Source organism: Chondrinema litorale (assembly GCF_026250525.1).
GTDB classification, from domain to species: domain Bacteria; phylum Bacteroidota; class Bacteroidia; order Cytophagales; family Flammeovirgaceae; genus Chondrinema; species Chondrinema litorale.
Genome location: NZ_CP111045.1, coordinates 199,361 through 217,721, shown reverse-complemented (window position 1 = coordinate 217,721; position 18,361 = coordinate 199,361). Strand labels below are relative to the sequence as shown.

11 protein-coding genes and 2 pseudogenes are annotated in these 18,361 nt (G+C 33.4%); 8 read left to right on the top strand and 5 right to left on the bottom strand.

From position 1 onward, the window contains the following. Window positions 1-7: 7 nt before the first annotated feature. The 4 genes from OQ292_RS23770 (at window position 8) to OQ292_RS23755 (ending at window position 7,378) form a co-directional block, all read left to right on the top strand. Complete coding sequence (locus OQ292_RS23770) at window positions 8-3,328, top strand: SusC/RagA family TonB-linked outer membrane protein (protein WP_284686874.1); 3,321 nt, start codon at window positions 8-10, stop codon at window positions 3,326-3,328. A gap of 11 nt (window positions 3,329-3,339) precedes the next feature. Continuing rightward, window positions 3,340-4,749, top strand: a complete 1,410-nt coding sequence (locus tag OQ292_RS23765) for a RagB/SusD family nutrient uptake outer membrane protein (protein WP_284686873.1) — start codon at window positions 3,340-3,342, stop codon at window positions 4,747-4,749. Between the two features lie 29 nt (window positions 4,750-4,778). Next, on the top strand, window positions 4,779-6,188 hold the full coding sequence (locus OQ292_RS23760) for a Calx-beta domain-containing protein (protein WP_284686872.1): 1,410 nt from the start codon (window positions 4,779-4,781) through the stop codon (window positions 6,186-6,188). A gap of 71 nt (window positions 6,189-6,259) precedes the next feature. Continuing rightward, window positions 6,260-7,378: a cytochrome-c peroxidase gene (locus tag OQ292_RS23755; protein WP_284686871.1), complete on the top strand. Its 1,119-nt coding sequence runs from the start codon at window positions 6,260-6,262 to the stop codon at window positions 7,376-7,378. Window positions 7,379-7,606: 228 nt separating this feature from the next. Here the strand turns inward: OQ292_RS23755 and OQ292_RS23750 are convergent, their stop codons facing one another. From OQ292_RS23750 to OQ292_RS23740, 3 genes and pseudogenes are all read right to left on the bottom strand, one after another. Then, window positions 7,607-8,215 carry a WD40 repeat domain-containing protein gene (locus tag OQ292_RS23750; protein WP_284686870.1) on the bottom strand — a complete coding sequence of 203 codons (609 nt, stop codon included), beginning with the start codon at window positions 8,213-8,215 and terminating at the stop codon, window positions 7,607-7,609. A 135-nt stretch (window positions 8,216-8,350) separates the two neighbouring features. After that, window positions 8,351-8,423 (bottom strand): annotated as a pseudogene (locus OQ292_RS41165) (transposase); the annotation flags it as partial. Window positions 8,424-8,610: 187 nt separating this feature from the next. Beyond that, on the bottom strand, window positions 8,611-9,318 hold the full coding sequence (locus OQ292_RS23740) for a helix-turn-helix domain-containing protein (RefSeq protein ID WP_284686869.1): 708 nt from the start codon (window positions 9,316-9,318) through the stop codon (window positions 8,611-8,613). A gap of 27 nt (window positions 9,319-9,345) precedes the next feature. On the opposite strand from OQ292_RS23740, the gene OQ292_RS41160 reads away from it, so the two are divergent. Continuing rightward, window positions 9,346-9,588, top strand: a complete 243-nt coding sequence (locus OQ292_RS41160) for a DDE-type integrase/transposase/recombinase (protein ID WP_431733785.1) — start codon at window positions 9,346-9,348, stop codon at window positions 9,586-9,588. Between the two features lie 109 nt (window positions 9,589-9,697). After that, window positions 9,698-9,883 (top strand): annotated as a pseudogene (locus OQ292_RS41155) (integrase core domain-containing protein); the annotation flags it as partial. A 73-nt stretch (window positions 9,884-9,956) separates the two neighbouring features. Here OQ292_RS41155 and OQ292_RS23735 read toward each other — a convergent pair. Further along, on the bottom strand, window positions 9,957-11,291 hold the full coding sequence (locus OQ292_RS23735) for an IS110 family RNA-guided transposase (RefSeq protein ID WP_284686868.1): 1,335 nt from the start codon (window positions 11,289-11,291) through the stop codon (window positions 9,957-9,959). A gap of 359 nt (window positions 11,292-11,650) precedes the next feature. On the opposite strand from OQ292_RS23735, the gene OQ292_RS23730 reads away from it, so the two are divergent. Continuing rightward, window positions 11,651-14,458, top strand: coding sequence for a DEAD/DEAH box helicase (locus tag OQ292_RS23730; RefSeq protein WP_284686867.1), 2,808 nt, complete (start codon window positions 11,651-11,653; stop codon window positions 14,456-14,458). A gap of 21 nt (window positions 14,459-14,479) precedes the next feature. Further along, window positions 14,480-16,285, top strand: coding sequence for a hypothetical protein (locus tag OQ292_RS23725; RefSeq protein WP_284686866.1), 1,806 nt, complete (start codon window positions 14,480-14,482; stop codon window positions 16,283-16,285). 171 nt (window positions 16,286-16,456) lie between these two features. On the opposite strand, the gene OQ292_RS23720 is transcribed toward OQ292_RS23725, so the two are convergent. Next, window positions 16,457-18,127, bottom strand: a complete 1,671-nt coding sequence (locus tag OQ292_RS23720; protein WP_284686865.1) for a serine hydrolase domain-containing protein — start codon at window positions 18,125-18,127, stop codon at window positions 16,457-16,459. Window positions 18,128-18,361 lie beyond the last annotated feature (234 nt).

The following is an 18,361-nucleotide window of genomic DNA, read 5'->3' as shown; positions in this document are numbered from 1 at the left end:
TTTATTCATGAAAGATATTATCAGAAAGATCCTTCTGATACAGGTCATACTATGCCTGTATAGTTTAGATTCATCAGTTTTAGGACAAAATTCTCTTTTAAACAAAAGAATATCTATCCATCAAAATGGAAGTATTCAGGAAATACTCAATACAATTTCTAACGAAAATGGAATTACATTTTCGTACAGCGATAATTTGTTGCCTTTAGAAAAAAAAGTAGATATCCAGAAAAAAGCAATAACCCTATCTGAAATTCTCAAAGAGTTATTTAAAGGAACGGGTATAGAATTTAAAGAATCAACAAATATGATTCTGTTGAGAATGCAAACAAAAAAAAATGGTCAACAGATCATTGGTAAGGTAATAGATATTGAGGGAAACCCTTTACCAGGAGCTAGTATTCTTGTAAAAGGAACTAAATTGGGCACTATCTCTAATACAAATGGTAAATTTGGTTTAAGAATGCCTAGCAATCAACATGATAGTTTAGTCGTATCTTTTATAGGAATGAAAACCCAATATATCAATGTAGCTATAAAGACCCAAGTAACTATTACAATGGTAGAAGATTTAAAGAATCTTGAAGAATTAATAGTTACTGGCTACAATATAAAAAAGGTAAAATCTGAACTTGTTGGAAGTATTTCTCAACTAAACACAAAAGATTTAAATGTAGACAGACCCATTGAAAGTTTTGATAAACTTTTAGAAGGTAAAGTAGCTGGTGTACAAGTCGAATATACAGGAGGTGGTGAAGCAGGCTTACCAGTTTCAGTTCGAATTAGAGGTCAAGGCACTTTATTGGCAAGAAGTACAAGCCAAAGAGCTACATCTAGTGAACCATTATATATTTTGGATGGTGTGCCTTTGTATGACATTGCTGTTTCCACAAGCTATAATGAGGCAACTATAAATGAACAACGCCTCAATCCACTTGCAGCACTTAATCCACAAGATATTGAAAGCATTACAGTATTAAAAGATGCTGCAGCATCAGCTATTTATGGAGCAAATGCTGCCAATGGCGTAATTTTAATAACTACTAAAAAAGGTGAGAGTAACGAGTTAAAAATAGATTTCAACTACTCACACGGAGTGTCTCAAGCTATTAACTCTATGAAATGGTTAAGCGCAGAAGAATATGTAATGCTGTCAAAAGAAACCTATATTAACAGCGGATACACCGAAGAAGAAGCTACTTTAGAAGCTGGTAATGCAGATGTCAACACAAATTGGAATGATCTTATAATGAGAAATGCATTGTTACAATCTGCTAGTTTGAGTTTAAGTGGCGGTAGTAGTAAAGTTAAAAGTAGGTCATCTATATTCTATAAAAAACAAGAATCTATTTCTAAAGGAAATGATTTTGAAAACTTTGGTGGTAAAACCGGTATCCAAGTCACTTTTTCAGATAAGTTAAAAATGAATTATAACATGCTCCTTAGCATGCATAAAAAAAATGGGCTTAATGTATTTAGTTATGCGCAAGCACCTCCTAATATCTCTCCATACAATAGTGATGGTTCATTTAATACTTCAAATTACTTTGAAAACTTGCCTAACCCATTGGCTGTTTTAGCACAAAATGAAAATTACCACAAAGGTCTAAGTAGTAATGGGAATATTCAACTTTCATATTCTCCCATTAATAACTTAACATTTAGTGCTTTAGCAGGATTAGATTACTATAGAAATAGACATACCATATACAAATCGGCTAATAATAATACAGGTAGTAATTTTGGTGGTAATTTAAATATTGTTGATAGACAAAACCTTCAATGGATAAGTAACTTTAAAGCACATTGGTCGGGTAATTTTAATGAGAAACATCATCTTACAGCATTAGCTGGAATGGAATTACGTGAGCAGACAACAGAGGTATTGAGGGGATATGGTTCTGATTTCATGTATGAAGATTTACATACACTTTCGAGTGCATCAACAAATACATCGAAATCTTTCCAAGAAATAAACAGTGCTGTTTCTTATTTTGGAGAGTTGAGTTACGATTATAAAATGAAATATATTGTAGCTCTTAATATGAGAAATGATGCTTCTTCAGTATTTGGAGGTGATGTGAGAAATGCCAATTTTGCTTCCATTGGCTTTTCTTGGAATGTGAGTAAAGAAGATTTTTTGAAAGATAATAATTTGCTTAGCCTACTAAAGCTAAGAAGCTCTTATGGTTCCACTGGTAACTCAAAAATAGGTACTTATGCTGCCAAAGGAACCTATAGAATTGATACTGACTATGCTTATGGCGGAACAATAGGGATTATCCCTTATAGTGCTGAAAACACCAAATTAACTTGGGAAAAAAACCTAAAATATAATTTTGGTGTAGACATGCAGTTTTTCCACCAACTTGATTTTACAGTAGAATACTACCAAAATAATATAAAAGATGCTATTACATCCATAAATTCTCCTTATGAAAATGGATTTAGTTATGTTGATATCAACTATGCAGACCTTAGAAATTCTGGTTGGGAGTTTAGCCTAGGAGCATCAATAATTGATAAAAATGATTTTACCTGGAGTGCCAATGCCAATCTTTCATTTAATAAAAACATAATTACTCAGCTAAAACTTGATCAAGAACTTATTACACTTACAACCGGAATTGGTTATATCGTAGGAGAAGATACACGTACCATTTACGGTTTAAGATATGGTGGGGTAAATCCTGAAACAGGGTTTAAAAGATGGTACAATAAAGAAGGATCACTTTTAGATGAAGTAATCACAAGTACAGGAAATATAAATTATTACGATCAAGAAGGTAATCTGCTAGACACTTTCAATGGCAGTGATAATTTGGTGCCCATAGGTACTAAAAGCCCTAAGCTTTATGGTGGTATTACTCAAAACATACATTATAAGAATTTTAGTTTAAGCATATTTACTTCATACTCTTATGGATCTGACATTACCCTTAGTAATAGACTTTGGGAGAGTGATGGAGAAAGTATGGGAACTTATAATCAGAGTGTTAATCAGTTAGATAGATGGCAACAACCTGGAGATATTACCAATGTGCCACTTTTAAGTAAAAATCATAGACAACTTAATTCATATATCACTTCTAATAGTGTATTTGATAATGATTATCTCAAACTTCAAAATGTATCATTAAGTTATAGGTTACCTATTTCAATTACTAAAAAATTACATATTACTTCTTGTCAGTTCTATGTACAAGGTAGTAATATAGGCTACATTTATTTCAGTAAAGCCAAGCCCAATAGAAATGGTATAGCAGAATACAAATACTCATTTCCCGAAAACAGAACTTTTACTACTGGTATTAATCTTAGTTTTTAATCATAGAAAATATGTTTTTCTCCATCAAAAAAAATGAGTGGTTGCTCATATTCTTTATGCTTGCATTTTCAAGTTGTGAAGAGTTTTTATACCAAGATCCACAAGAAGAGATCTCAAAAGAAGATGCTTTGAGTGATATAGACAACGTACAACTTTCTTTAAATGGCACTTACTATTTAATTTCTTCATCTAATTATTGGGGAGAGTTTTACCCCATATATGCAGAATTAGCTGGGGGTAATGCTAAACCTGCCTCTAATAGTGACTCTTATTATGAAGACATATATAACTTTAATATCTCTTCAGGTGAAAGTGATAATACATACAGTTACCAGGATATTTATACAGTTATTCTTGCTGCTAATAATATTATAGAAGCCATACCCGAACTAACTGATGGAACAGAAGAGGAAAAAAATCAGATAATGGGAGAAGCATTGGCTATTCGTGCTATGGCACACTTTGACTTATTAAGACTGTATGCACATACATATATATATTCTGATGATGCCAGCCATTTAGGAATTGTATTAAGAGATACCTATACCCCTACTGACACAGAATCTGCAAGAAGTACAGTTGCAGAAGGATATACATTGGTAGTAAATGATTTAGTTGAAGCCGCAGGATTATTAAATGATTTTTCAGAAGCTCTATATTTTTCAAAACAGGCTGCTCAAGCTTTATTATCTAGGGTATACTTATATCAGGGAGAGTGGGCAAAAGCAGCCTCAACAGCTACAGAAATTATCAGTTCCAATGTAATAAACCTAGCCTCCTATGATGAATATCTTAATATTTGGGAAAATGGATATATTGGTGATGAACACTTACTAAGACTTGATAACTCAAATATTACCGTTACCACTCTTTCTACAGTTTGGGGCATTAACTCCACCAACGAAAATTATTTACAAGCTAGTGAAGACTTAATTTCTCTCTTCGACTCTTCCGATATAAGAGGTTACAATAGTGCGATTGTTTTAAATGATGATAATTATTATGCTACATTAAAATATCCTTCAGGTAATGTTGAAAATACAGCTAACGATATTTCTATTTTAAGACTCTCAGAAGTGTATTTAATTCGTGCAGAAGCCTATGCAGAACTGGGTAGAAATGTGTTAGCTCAAAATGACCTTAATGTTATTAGACAAAGAGCAAATCCTATTACCACTGAAATAACCCTAACAGATCAGGCACTCATCGATGAAATTTTATTAGAAAGAAGACGAGAGTTTGCCTTTGAAGGACATTTACTTTTTGATTTAACCCGAAAAAAAATAGATGTATTACGGAATGATTGTAATAGCAATATATATAACTGCAATGTGGCCTATCCAAACAACAAGTTTATAATGCCAATTCCAGAAGATGCTATCAATACAAACTCATTACTGGAACAGAACGAAGATTATTAAATAAAATAACTAAACATAACTATATAATAATGAATCACATTTCTCATATTAAAAAACTTATAACAATTAGTATATTTTTATTTCTTGCTTTTTCTTGTAAAGATGATGACGAAGAAATACTCACAGCTACGCTTTCATTAGAAACTGATAGTTATACGATTTCAGAAGGTGCAACAGAAGCCCTAAGTATTCCTGTATTACTTTCTCAGTCTTGGCCAGAAGATATAACAGTAACTTATACGTTAAGTGGTTCGGCAATAGAAGGAACAGACTTTGAAACAATTGAAGACAAATCAGTTACTATTACATCAGGATCTACAGAAGCTTTTATAAGTATTAGTCCATTAGATAATTATATGGTAGAAGAAAGTGATAGAACTTTATCACTTTCGTTAATATCGCCAAGTGCTGAGAATGTAACATTAGGAAGTATTACAGAAACTTCAATTTCATTAATTGATAATGATGAAGCAGGTGCAGTAATAGCAACATTTGAATCTGTTACATATACTTCTAATGAGTATTTAGAAGACACTGTTTCAGTTAATGTAGTTTTTAATACTTCTTTTCCTGAAGATGTAGAGTTAACATATACGTTGTCTGGAACTGCAGTAGCAAATACCAATTATTTTGAACCAGAAGTAAAAAGTGTCACTATTCCCGCAGGTAGCACAAATGCTTCTTTTGACATAGTTATAATTGATAGTAAAAATTATGACAACACTAATACCATAATTATAGATTTGGAAGAACATGATAATGCGGCAATTTCATTAGGAGCTGAAAGCTCAACTACCATTCAAATTATCGATCCCTCAATAGATATGAGTGTTTGGGTTGATGAAACTACTTCTTATCATCGACTATATACTTACAATACTTTTGAAGATGTGGCTGTGCCATCTACCGGCAGAAAAAATAGTGACCCGGAAGGAGGCACTTTAATGGATGAGAGTTTCGCCTTTACCTATTATGGTTTTTCATCTGACAATAGTGCAGACCCAAATATGCTCGGCTTCAGACATACGTCATGGACAGAAGATGATTTTACCTGGTCTACCAATGTATTTAACATGCCAGACTTCTATAAAGATAATGATTACCCGAATACCATCGACATGAATACCTCTAGCAAAGCGGGGCTGTACATTTTAGAAGCTATAAGGTTTGTACCTACCTCTTCTGATGTTACTTCTGGTCTGGCTATTATACCTCAACAAACTGTTCGACTATATCAAAAAGATGAAACAGGTGATGATATAGATAACCCTGAATATTTTGAGGTAGAAATAGAAGGCGAAGGTACTTATTCTTACGATGAAACAGATAAGTCAGGCATCATTACCTTTAGTATCACGTTCGATGAAACCAGCATTGGCAATGGAACTCAGGTTAGGCATTTCGAAATACCTAGTGCCAGAAGAGCTTCAAGTAATTAATTTAGGTAGTATCAATAAAAGTAAGTGTAGATAAACTTTCTACACTTACTTTTATTATAGTTAAAATAGACATGAAAAAAATATTTTTAATATCAATTATAGCTTATTCATTATTCAGCTTTAATCGCTATTATTCTTTAAAAGATACTCCTGAAAATTTAAGAGAATTATATAATTCTTCTCCTGAAAAATGGCCTAAACCAAATATAGATAATGGTGTATTATTTTCTGAATTGGGTCCTTTGCCCAAAATGGGTTACCCAAAGGATAATCTATATAGTAGAGAAAAAAATCAATTAGGTAAAATGCTATTTTTTGATCCAAGGTTATCAAAATCTGGTTCAATTGCATGTGCATCTTGTCACGATCCAGAGCTTGGTTGGGCAGATGGAAGACCTCAATCATTTGGTCATGCTCGCAGAAAAGGAAATCGAAACTCCATGTCGATAATAAACACTGGGTATTATTCTTCTCTATTTTGGGATGGAAGAGCTTCTAACCTAGAAGAACAATTACTTTTTCCAATTCAAGATCATTCGGAAATGAATATGTCCATTGATAGTCTTATAAATAATTTAAACAAAATAACAGGCTACAAGAGCAAATTCAGAGAAGTATTTGGAGAAAATACTATCAAAATTGAATATATACAAAAAGCATTAGCTACATTTGAAAGAAGCATTGTAAGCAGAAAAAGTGCATTTGATGCTTTTTTAGAAGGTAAATCTTCTGCACTTACCGATCAACAAATACTTGGATTACATTTATTTAGAACTAAAGCTCGATGTATAAACTGCCATAATGGACCATTTTTCACAAATCAACAATTTCATAACAACGGGCAATCACACTTGGGTAGACCTTCTGAAGATCTTGGACTTTACCTAATTTCAGGAGATACTGCAGATGTTGGAAAGTTTCGAACTCCTTCTCTAAGAGATGTTACCTTTACTGGTCCTTGGTTACATAATGGATTGCTTTATCAACTAGAAGAGGTAATTGGCATGTATAATATTGGTATGCCTCAGGTTATTCCCAAAAGCCATCAAGAGTCACCTTTATATCCAGAGAAATCTCCTTTACTAAAACCTTTATCACTAAATAAAGAAGAAAAAGAAGCACTAATAGCATTTCTAGAAAGTATCTCATCCAAACCTTATAGGTTGTCTATACCAAAGCTACCTGAATAACTAAACATAAGTTTTAATTATGTTTTTTGTAATTATTTGATAATCACATCATTAAATACAAGGGTACTTGGGTTTATAAAACTTACAGTAAGCCTAATGATTTTTTGTAAGCATAAAAAATATTAGAATCGCCAAAAGAGAAAGTAATCTCAAATTGTTTTTATTCTATTCTTCCTTGTTTTCATCATTCTTACTTTTATTCTCTAATTTTTGCAAAATGTTATTTAATTACTCAAGTGGTTCAATTACTCCACCTGCAGCAAATAAGTATTTATTATCTTGAGAAAAACATACAGTTCTAAATGCTGAAGCACCTAATTCTCCAATATTAGGATGATATAGTAAATTGTATTTTTGAGCAGAATAAACATCAATCTCTGCAGCATCCAGATAGGCAATGGCAATTTTTTTTTCATCAGGGGAAAAAACAGCCGAATTTGGGAAAGTACCAGAACCTTTTATCTCTTTTAATAGGTTAAATTTATCATCAAATAGCCTTACATTACTCCCTTTGCTAGCTACTAGTAAACGGCCATTACTATCAAAATCTAATGAAGATATTTTTCCTTCTCCAAATTCTTTTAGATGCTTATGCAAATCATATAGACCTGTGGCACGATCTTTTTTAAAAATGGCAATACCTCCCATATTATCCTCTACATAGGCACCAATGGCTAAATAATGATCATCATCTGAAAACTGTAATGCAGTAATTGTATTTGTAAGTGTTTTAAATGTTTGAATCAATTTTCCTGTTTCTACATCAAAAAAGTAGATTTTAAAATCTGCCGAAGAACCTGTATATAGTTCAGCGCGCCAAGATTTGGGATTTTTCATACGATTGAAATTTGAGTGAGAATAAGCTATCAAATTGATCAGCACTCACTTCCGAATTCATTTTTTGTAAGGTATTTTCAATTTGGAGCTTAAAGTTTTTTTTATCCTTACTGTAATGTTTCCCCAGCTCTTTTTTCATCCACTTCCACAAACGCTCAATCAGATTTAAATTAGGAGAATAAGCTGGTAAATACACCAACTCAATATTTCAGGCGGCTGCAAGCATTTCTGCATCTTCCTTTACCCAATCACATTTTTGATAACGGGCATTCCATGCGGGGCATTATCTAAAATTAAATAAAGCTTTTTATCCAGATTTCGGTAATGATAATTTCTGATCCATCTCATGTAATTGGTGAGGGTTCCAGCTCTGATAAACGTGTCATTCACCAGGCTTAATACCTGTCTTTTTGCCAAATCCAATCCGCCCAGCACATTGACTCGATGCTCGGCACCCGATAACGGCCATGTGAAGTAGGGTTGTAATAGGGTTTTTGACTCCATAAGAACCGCTCAAACTTACCTTGTACAAAGTGAGCACTATCTAAAAAAAGTAGATCAGCAGCCCCACATACCACTTTTCCTAGCAATGGAAACAAGGTATCTGTCTTGAATACTTCTTGTTCTTTGAGCCATTCTTCTGATAATTTTCCTCCTGGAAAAGGGGTGGTTTTCCTGTACCTAAACCCTAATTTTTTAATAAAAATTCTTACCCGCTGCAAGCTTCGTTCAATCCCTAATTCCTGCCTTATCCATTCCCGAATTGCCGAGATACAATCCGGCAAGAGTTCGTTGATCGCTTTACAGATTTTTTCCTTGTGTTCCATTAATTTGGAAACCGGTTTTTTATAATTAAGATGGCTCAGTAATTCTAAACCTCCTTCATGATAAAGACGAACATACTTGGTAATCGTGTTTGGACTCACACCTAAAATTTTAGCACATTCGCCTCGTCTAAATCCTTTATAAAGTAACCATATCATATGAAATCTATTCCGAATTATTGGGTTTTTCTGTTTTGCTTCCAGCCGGTTTCTAAGCATATTTGCCTTGGACACATCAGGTTCTCTGATCTCTATTGCCGCCACGGAGTGGGGGAGCATTATTTATAGTTTGGTCACTTAAATATAATGCTTCCTTTTTTTCTCACAACTTGGCGTTGCGAACTATATATAGCTATGCCACAGGGCTTTAGTTACTTAAGTCTTCTGACAGATGCCTATTCTAGAAAAATTATAGGCTGGGCTTTTCAAAACTCCTTGAAAGCTTCAGGACCATTAGAAGCCTTAAAGCAGGCAATTTATAGTAGAAGATATCCAAAAAAAGCACTAATTCACCATTCAGATCGTGGCTTACAGTATTGCTGTCATTAGTATGTAGGATTATTGAATAGGTATAACATTAAAATTAGTATGACCGGGTCCCGGCGACTGAAAATGGAGATCCTTACGAAAATGCGGGGCATCCCATGCATTAGCTGAAAGAATGAATGGCATCCTAAAAGAAGAGTTTTTGCTTAGAGGATTCCATTCATATACTATTGCTTATAAAAGGATACATGAATCCATTGGAATGTATAATAGATTTAGACCACATGGCAGTCTAGAGTATAAGACTCCTAACCAAGTTTATGAAAACTTCAAGGTAAATAATCTTAGAAAATTATAATTTTACTATGCTTGATTAACTAACTCTTTTCACTGAAAATCTGTAAGGTTTTCTGTACAACTCTATCCCCCCATTACACCAAGATGCTAGCCTTTTCTTCCTGAGTCAGGTTGAGTGAAGACAGCTTTTTCTTCAAAGAAAAAATCTTCATTCTCCTTTCAAATCCTTCCTGATTGTGATAGGCCGGGGCGAATTCTTTTTTATCTGTCAACATATGATAGATAATAGTGGCCAATTTTCTTGCTGTGGCGGTTATCGCTGCACCTCTTCCTTTTCTGAAAGCAATCCGATTGAAAAAGGGTTTCAAAACATGATCTTTAGAATTACCAATACTATTGGCAGCCTGTCTTAGGGAATAACTCAAATGATTTCTTCCTTTCGGTGACCTGCTACTTATAATTTTACCACCACTTACTTTGTTATTTGGAGCTAATCTTAGCCAACTGACAAAATGCTTAGAGCTTGGGAATTTGTGGAGCCCTTCTCCCAGTTTACTCAGAAGACTCAGTACTGTCCCATGGCTGATACCTTCAATTTGATACAGGTCGACATTGAAAATCTTCCATGCTATTGGTCGAATATTAAAACTAGGGACATTTTTATGTGCTTTTTTCCTTTTGCGTAACTTTGGAAGGGGTAGCTCGGTGTCAGTTTTAGTGACAAATGTATTTTCTAGAAGCTGTTCTATCATTTGATCTACTTTTATAACTTTTTCTTTATAAATTTTATACATGTCCAGACAATCTTGTAGAACGAATATTAGGTCATCTTTCCATTCTCCTTCCAATGACAGGGCAATCTCAGATTTACTTTTTTTGACCCTGATATCTGATAGGTTTGCGAGTACTATTGGGTCTCGTTCTCCTTGCAGGATAGCTTCGATTATGGCGAGCCCCGTTTTTCCAGTGATATCCCTTATTGCTATATCTAGACGTATATTCATTAAACGTAGAGCTTTTTGCATCTTTTGGGTATATTTTGCCCTATGTCTGATGAATCCTTGCCTATGATTATAGTATGTCTGTAATTGACGCGTACATTCATCGGGTAGGAAACTTCCACTAAGAAGACCAAGGCTATGTAATTGCTGTATCCACATGCAATCGATGACATCTGTCTTTTTCCCCTTAACATTTTTGATATCCCTACCATTGACAAGTAAGACCTCAAAACCTTCAAATTGAAGGGCATTGAACAACGTCTGCCAGTAAGTGCCTGTACTCTCCATGGCTATTGTGGACACCCCATTTTCTCTTAACCATTTTATCATTTCTTGATGATCTTTTGTATATACCCCAAATTCCCTGACATCACCTGTATCCTGTCCAATACTCACAAAATGGCTTTTAGAACCGATATCAATTCCTGCGGCATTTGGATTGATTATATCCAATGAAATCTTTGCCATAACAAAAACAATTTAAAGATTTAAAAAATACTTTTGGGGGAGATATCTTTGATGATTTTTATTTTTCTGTTCGGGGTCACCTATAGCGCCACCAATTAAATCAACAATCGTCCTTTAGGACTATATATCTCCCAACCAGATTTTGGCAGGGACTTTAAAGTACCATTAAAACCTTAGGGTTTCTTCCAAAAGCTTACAAAGGAAAGATACAAGTTGTTGACAATAATCAAAGAGCCTCTAATCGCTGGATTTTGGCACTAGTCAAGATGGAGAAATGTATTTTTCTTTCCCTCTCACTTTTTGTTTCTACTTCTGTGTTTAACTTTACATTATCTCAATAATCTAAAACTAAGATAATTATGGAGAAAAAAAATGTGTTTCAGCACTTTAAGAAAAACAAACAAGCAAATTTCAGCAGTAAAAGTAGTCTGAGACAAGTCTTTTTTTGCCTTAAGTTTGACGATTATGGAGCATACATAGAGATAACAAACCAACAAGGAAATCCAGTAGATGTTAACTTTTTAAGCTTTTCGGGAGCTATAAGAAATGTGCTAAGAACTCTCGAAAGTATTAATGAAAAAAACAGTTTTGTAATAGATTGGGAGAAAGAATCGAAACATGTTTATCTCTCGGACCATAGCTATCTACTTTGGCAACTTAAACATTGTAATAACATTATCGATGAAACAGGCTCACCCGTAATCTTTCAAGAAGAAACAGGTGAGATACGAGTAATTATTTCAGAGAAAAAAGACTCGGGTAGTAAGGATAAATCCATGCTATTCGAAGGAAGAGTCAGTTTGTTTTTCAATAGTAATCTTATAGAAACTTTTGAGGTTTTAACCGAAGATTTTGTTTTTGCAGATGGAAAAATTGTTGAGGTAAAACCCATGGGAAATAACTTTTCTCAAATCAATTATTTTAGATCAGAGTTTCATGAGGCAGATTTAAGCAAGTACCTTTCTTTGTTATTTTCATATGTAGAGAACTGTAGAGTAACCTACAAAGACTATAAAATAAAAAGGTCTGAAGATGGCATTTTTGCAGAACCTGCTCTAATCTTCGAAAAAATTGATGAAGACGAATCGCTAATTATGCGAGTAGGTCAAACACTTCCCGATTTCGATTTTGAGTTTCTAGAACAATTCGAGCTTTTCCATTATGCAGAAGTTAATCAAATGGAAAAAGTGATTAATGTAAAAATCATCGAACAAGAACCGGTCGAAGACTTACTCAACATCATTAAAAAGAGTTTAACAAAACATATTCCTAGAAAAGGTTCAAAAAAATTAGCTGATTTTGTACAAGAGGGAAACCTCTTTATAGTACCTAAAGAAGTGGCAAGTGGTTTTATTTATCAAGAATTGCCTGAGTTACTGCTTAGTTTTAAACTGTTTGGAGCTGAGAAACTTAAATCCTATAAGATAAGCACAGGTCAACCTAAGCTAGATTTAAAATTATCTCATGGAGTAGATTTTCTAGAAGGAGATGTAACCTTAGATTTTGGAGGTGAGAAACTCAATTTATTCGATGTTTTAAATCAGTATAACAAAAACCGATACATCAGCTTGAGCAATGGTATGCATGCCATTATCAACGAAAATTACATTCACAAGCTACAGCGCTTATTCAAAAAGAAACAAAAAAAGGTACAAGTTTCTTTCTTCGATTTGCCAATTGTAGAAGAACTTATAGATGAAAATGCAGCAAAAACTACCTTTAAAAAATCGAGGGCAGTTTTTGAAGGTTTTAATAAACTAAAGAAATCGCCAAAGGTAAAAAGCAGGGTGAATGCTAAATTAAGACCTTACCAAGAGCAAGGAGTTAAATGGTTAAAATACCTCGAAAAAAACAACTTAGGCGGCTGTTTAGCAGATGATATGGGCTTGGGTAAAACTTTGCAAACACTTACTTTGCTGGCTACCATTTATCCAGAAAAAGCAAAACCAACGCTTATAGTAATGCCTAAAAGTTTGCTGTTTAATTGGGCTGCAGAAGTGGATAAGTTTTGTCCGCAAATTTCTCATTATACTTATTATGGCAATACTTGTGATTTAGAAGAAGCGATGGTGCATAACCTGATCTTTATCACTTATGGAATGCTTAGAAGCAATATTGAGGCTTTTGCTGAACAGGAATTTCACTATGTAATCTTAGACGAATCGCAAAATATTAAAAACATCAATACACAAACTACCAAAGCTGTAATGATGTTAAAATCCGATCATAGATTGGCGTTAAGCGGTACCCCTGTAGAAAATAATTTAGGTGAATTATATTCTCTTTTCCGCTTTCTCACTCCTTCTATGTTTAGCACGCTTGAAAACTTTTCGCGTAATTATGCGAACCCAATTCAAAAGAATAGTGATGTACGTGTGATTGAAGAGTTGAGAAAAAAAATCTATCCTTTTATTTTAAGAAGGCTCAAAAGTGAAGTACTCAAAGAGTTACCTAGCAAAATTGAGCAAACGCTTTATGTAGAAATGTCTGCAAAGCAAAAAGCATTTTATGAGCAACGTAGGCAGTTTTATGTAACTGCTATTAAAAGTCAAATTGCGCAAAAAGGTGTTTCTAGTTCTCAGTTTTTTATATTTCAGGCACTTAATGAATTGCGACAAATTGCATCAATTCCAGAAAATAAAACAGATGGAAAAATAAGCTCACCGAAATTAGAAGTACTGATAGAACAAATAATTGATGCAGTTGAGAATGGGCATAAAATGTTAGTTTTTGTTAACTTTTTAAATGCCATAGAGCTCATTGGTGAAAAACTGGATAATGCCAATATTGATTTTGTAAGTATGAGTGGTTCAACTAGAAATCGACAAGAAATTATCCAACGTTTTCAAAACGATTCAGAGTGCCGAGTTTTTCTAATGACACTAAAAACCGGAGGAACTGGCCTTAACCTTACTGCAGCAGATACGGTGTTTATTTTTGATCCGTGGTGGAATGTTGCAGCAGAAAACCAAGCAATAGATAGAGCACACAGAATTGGTCAGCAAAACAAAGTATTGACATATAAACTGATTACTAAAGAAACCATAGAAGAAAAAATCCTGCTCTTACAAGAGAAAAAGAAAGAGTTATTCGAAAACATTGTTTCAGCAGATACTGCTTCTATTAAATCGCTTTCAGAAGAAGACATCAATTATATTTTAGGCTAAATATTTAAGCTAACAACTTATATGGCACTCAGTGGAAAAACATTTTTTATTTTAAGAGAAGAGATAGATCGCAGTTACACCAAAGCGATGTTGGATAAAGGCTTTTTACCACTTGCTGCAGACTTTGTGCAACACAATAAGGCTTTGTATTTAAATGCCGAAAGAGATATGACCGATGTGCTTGAGCTTGTAAATGTTTTTTTTACAAAATTAAAACTTACTAAAGTTGATGCTGTATTAGTCTGTGCTTCAGTTTTTTATAGTAAAGATATATTTTTAGCATTTAGAGACAAGTTACCTAAAACTGTAAGAGTAATTTTAGATGAACTCACTTGGGAACCAGAACTGCATTCGTTTGAGATAATTGAAAAATTTGGAATAGATATACTTGCTGAGCGCTCTACCCATTGGGTTGATAAAAATAATGTACTCAAAAATGAATTTTATGTATTCACTGTCTCGCACGAATATACTGGTAGATGGAGCGATAGTGGAAGTGACTACAATACCAAAGTTTATTTTCCTTCTTTAGTGAGACAAACCATTAAAGGTTATTATCCGCGACCTGCAAAAGCAGATTTTTTTCCGGTTGATGACACAAAAGAGGCAAATTACATTTTTGAAGCAGAAAAGCTAATTACCACTGAACTGCCAAGGTTAATTATGTTTCGAGATCAGGGTTTAATGAAGACATCCAACTCAGGAAAACTAATGGCTAGCAGTGTAAATAAACTGGCAAAAAGTTTAAAAATCACTGAGTTTTACCCTGAAAATAAGTCCTTAGGGCGTATTCGTTCTCATTTAATTGCTAGCTTACTTACATCTATTGGTATTATTCCAAAAAATAAAGCAGTTAATGTCACTTTAAAAAATATTTTCGATCAGTATTTAGACAACTTTCATCAATCGTTACACTTACTTACAGAATTAAAAGGAGCACATAATGTGTATTGGTACGAAAAGAAAGTGGGTAATAACTTTTTGAATCTGCTTAAAGAATTGCCTGTAAATAGGTGGGTTAGCATGAATAACCTCGAAGATTTCATAAAATATAATTTTTACGATTTAGAGGCTTTGCGCAAAGAAAACGCAATCAATAATTTATACTACAGTGTAAAATACGATTATTATTCTGATAAAATTTATATCGATAGTGCCAACTACAAACCACTAGTTTCAAAAGCTATTATAAAGGGATCGCTATTTTTATTTGCTGCTTTTGGCCTCATTGATATTGCTTATAACAAACCTGATACGTCTGAATTTGGCTATACTTATCATTCTAATTACGATGGGATAAAATACATCAGGTTAACCAACTTAGGCGCATTTATTTCAGAAAAAACGACATTTTATACTCCTCCTAAAGTGGATGAAGAATATGAAATTAAACTTTCTGAAGATAGCCTCATGATTTTGTGTAAAGGAGAAATTCCTGAAAATTTTATGATAGATACTTTTGCTGATAGAATAAGTGCTAGCAGGTATAGAGTTACATTTCAATCTTTTATGAAAGACTGTAGAAATGTTTTTGATGTGAGTAATAAAATCGATTTGTTTAAGCAAGTAACTTCGACAGATTTACCACCAATCTGGAAAGAGTTTTTTAGAGAAATAGACCAAAAAAGCAAGCCATTTGAAGAAATTGAAGAACCTAGAGTCTTAAAAATTGATAGAAATAATAAAGAGTTAATTCAGCTTATCGCTCAAGATGATGCCTTAAAAAAGATGGTAATTAAAGCCGAAGGGTTTCATCTTATCATACAAAAGAAAGACTTTTCGAAGTTTAAAAGCAAGCTAAAAAGCTATGGATATATAATGGAATAAGCTTTTTTGGAATAGCATACTACTATACAAAAGTAAAAGATAGTGCCAATAACCATTAAATTTGGATTGACCAAAAACAAAAAAATAGAACTGACACTACAGGTGCAACCATTGTATAAATAAAGGAATTACAGCCCTCAGACTTACAGTATATATCAACCAAAACTAGTCTCAATCCTTATTCACTTTTAAAAAACTGTGTTCAGATAGATTGAATCCTGTGATTTCTCCACAATCATCCCGAATGAATTCTAAAGTGCTTGCAAACCATCTGTTTCCTCCTAAAATTTGGAAATCATCATCCCAGATATTTTGTAAACTTAATTTCCCCATTCGAATATGACCTAGTTTTAATGTATCATCTTCATAAACTATAGAGTAAATGGTTTTTATATCTTCTCCTCGATAATCTCCTGTATACTCTTGCAAATTATCTGGGTCATAATGATTTTTCTCCATCAAGGGACACTCCTTTCCATTCACAGTAATGTGCGTTACCTGATTCAACTCGTTTCTATGAAAAGTCATTAGTTGATCTCTATTATCTTTTACAATAAATTTATCATTTCCTATAGCTGTCATTAATAGTGGATAATCACTGGTTTGCTGCATCCATAGTTCATTTCCTTTTTGCATAATTGCCACATAATTGGCAGAATTAATTTTATAAGTTCCTACATAATCTTCCAGAGCTTCTGGCAAAACCGCCTCCACAGTATCTTCTTGAGCAATTGGATTTTTTTTTTGAATGGCAGGAATATAATAGGAAGCTATTTCATGGGCTACCTTATAGTTACCTATAGCATAGTTATTTAGCACTCCAATAGATAAATGATACTCAGGCAAATAAACCAGCAGGCTGGTAAACGAAAACCAATATCCTTGATGACTAATCCGCTTAGTATTACGAAAATTTCTGATCAACACACTATAACCATGTGAAATTTCAGTTCCATCATTCAATTTTCCAGGTGTAAAAATTCTTTCGAACACAGTATTTAAAGTATCGGGATGATGATCTATAAACTTCAACCATTTGATCAGATCATTAGCGGTGGAATATAGCGAACTCGGTCCGGGAACTGCATAATTGTTGGGAGAAACCTGAAATTCCATACCAGATGAATTGTCATAATAGCTGCTTGCACGGTTGGGAATAATTACTGAATAATTATCAACGAACTGTGTATTTTCCATTTCTAGTGGCTCAAAAATATTTTTAATCGTCCACTCTCGAAAAGATACACCAGTTACCTTCTGAACCAATTCTGCCAGAACAAGGTAACCAGTATTCGAATATTTATATTGAGAACCGGGTTTAAACTCTAGTTCTTTCTGAGTATATACCAGATTTAAAACCTGATCAAAAGTAATTCTATCATCAAATGACCAACCAGCAATGGGCAACAATGTAATAAAGTTTTTTAAGCCACTGGTATGATGGAGTAAATGAGATATAGTGACTGTATCGCCATAATCTGGAAGTTTAGGTATATATTTTCTAATATCATCTTCCGGTTTAATGTCTCCCTTTTCTATGAGCAGGGAAACAACAAAAGCTGTAAACCACTTCGAGACAGAAGCTAAATCGAAAGCAGTATTTGGAGTAATTGGAACTTTGTGTTCTAGATTTGCTAAACCATATGCTTTATTGATAATTACTTCTCCATCTTTTACAGCAAAAACAGCTGTACCTGGTGCATCATAGTTAAAATTATTAAGTAATGAATCTGCCTTTTTTAATATAGCTTCAGGTGTCTGTTGAGCAAAAGAACGTGTACAGATATACAAGTGTAACATACCTAATAATAATAAACTAAGCTTAGATTTTAATAACCTCATATTCTGTTTATAAAAAATGAAATATTAAAACTAAGTTACAACTAAATTATTAGTTTCAAAACTATTTATTTTGATTGTCTCACCAATATGGGGTTACTATTTGCATATATCAAATATTGAATTGTTAATTTGAGTTTATACTATCCAAATAGTTTTTTAGATAGCAAATGTTAAAGCATTAAAAACTTCCTCCATACATCACTTAACTAATTCAAGTTGCGATATATAATGAAA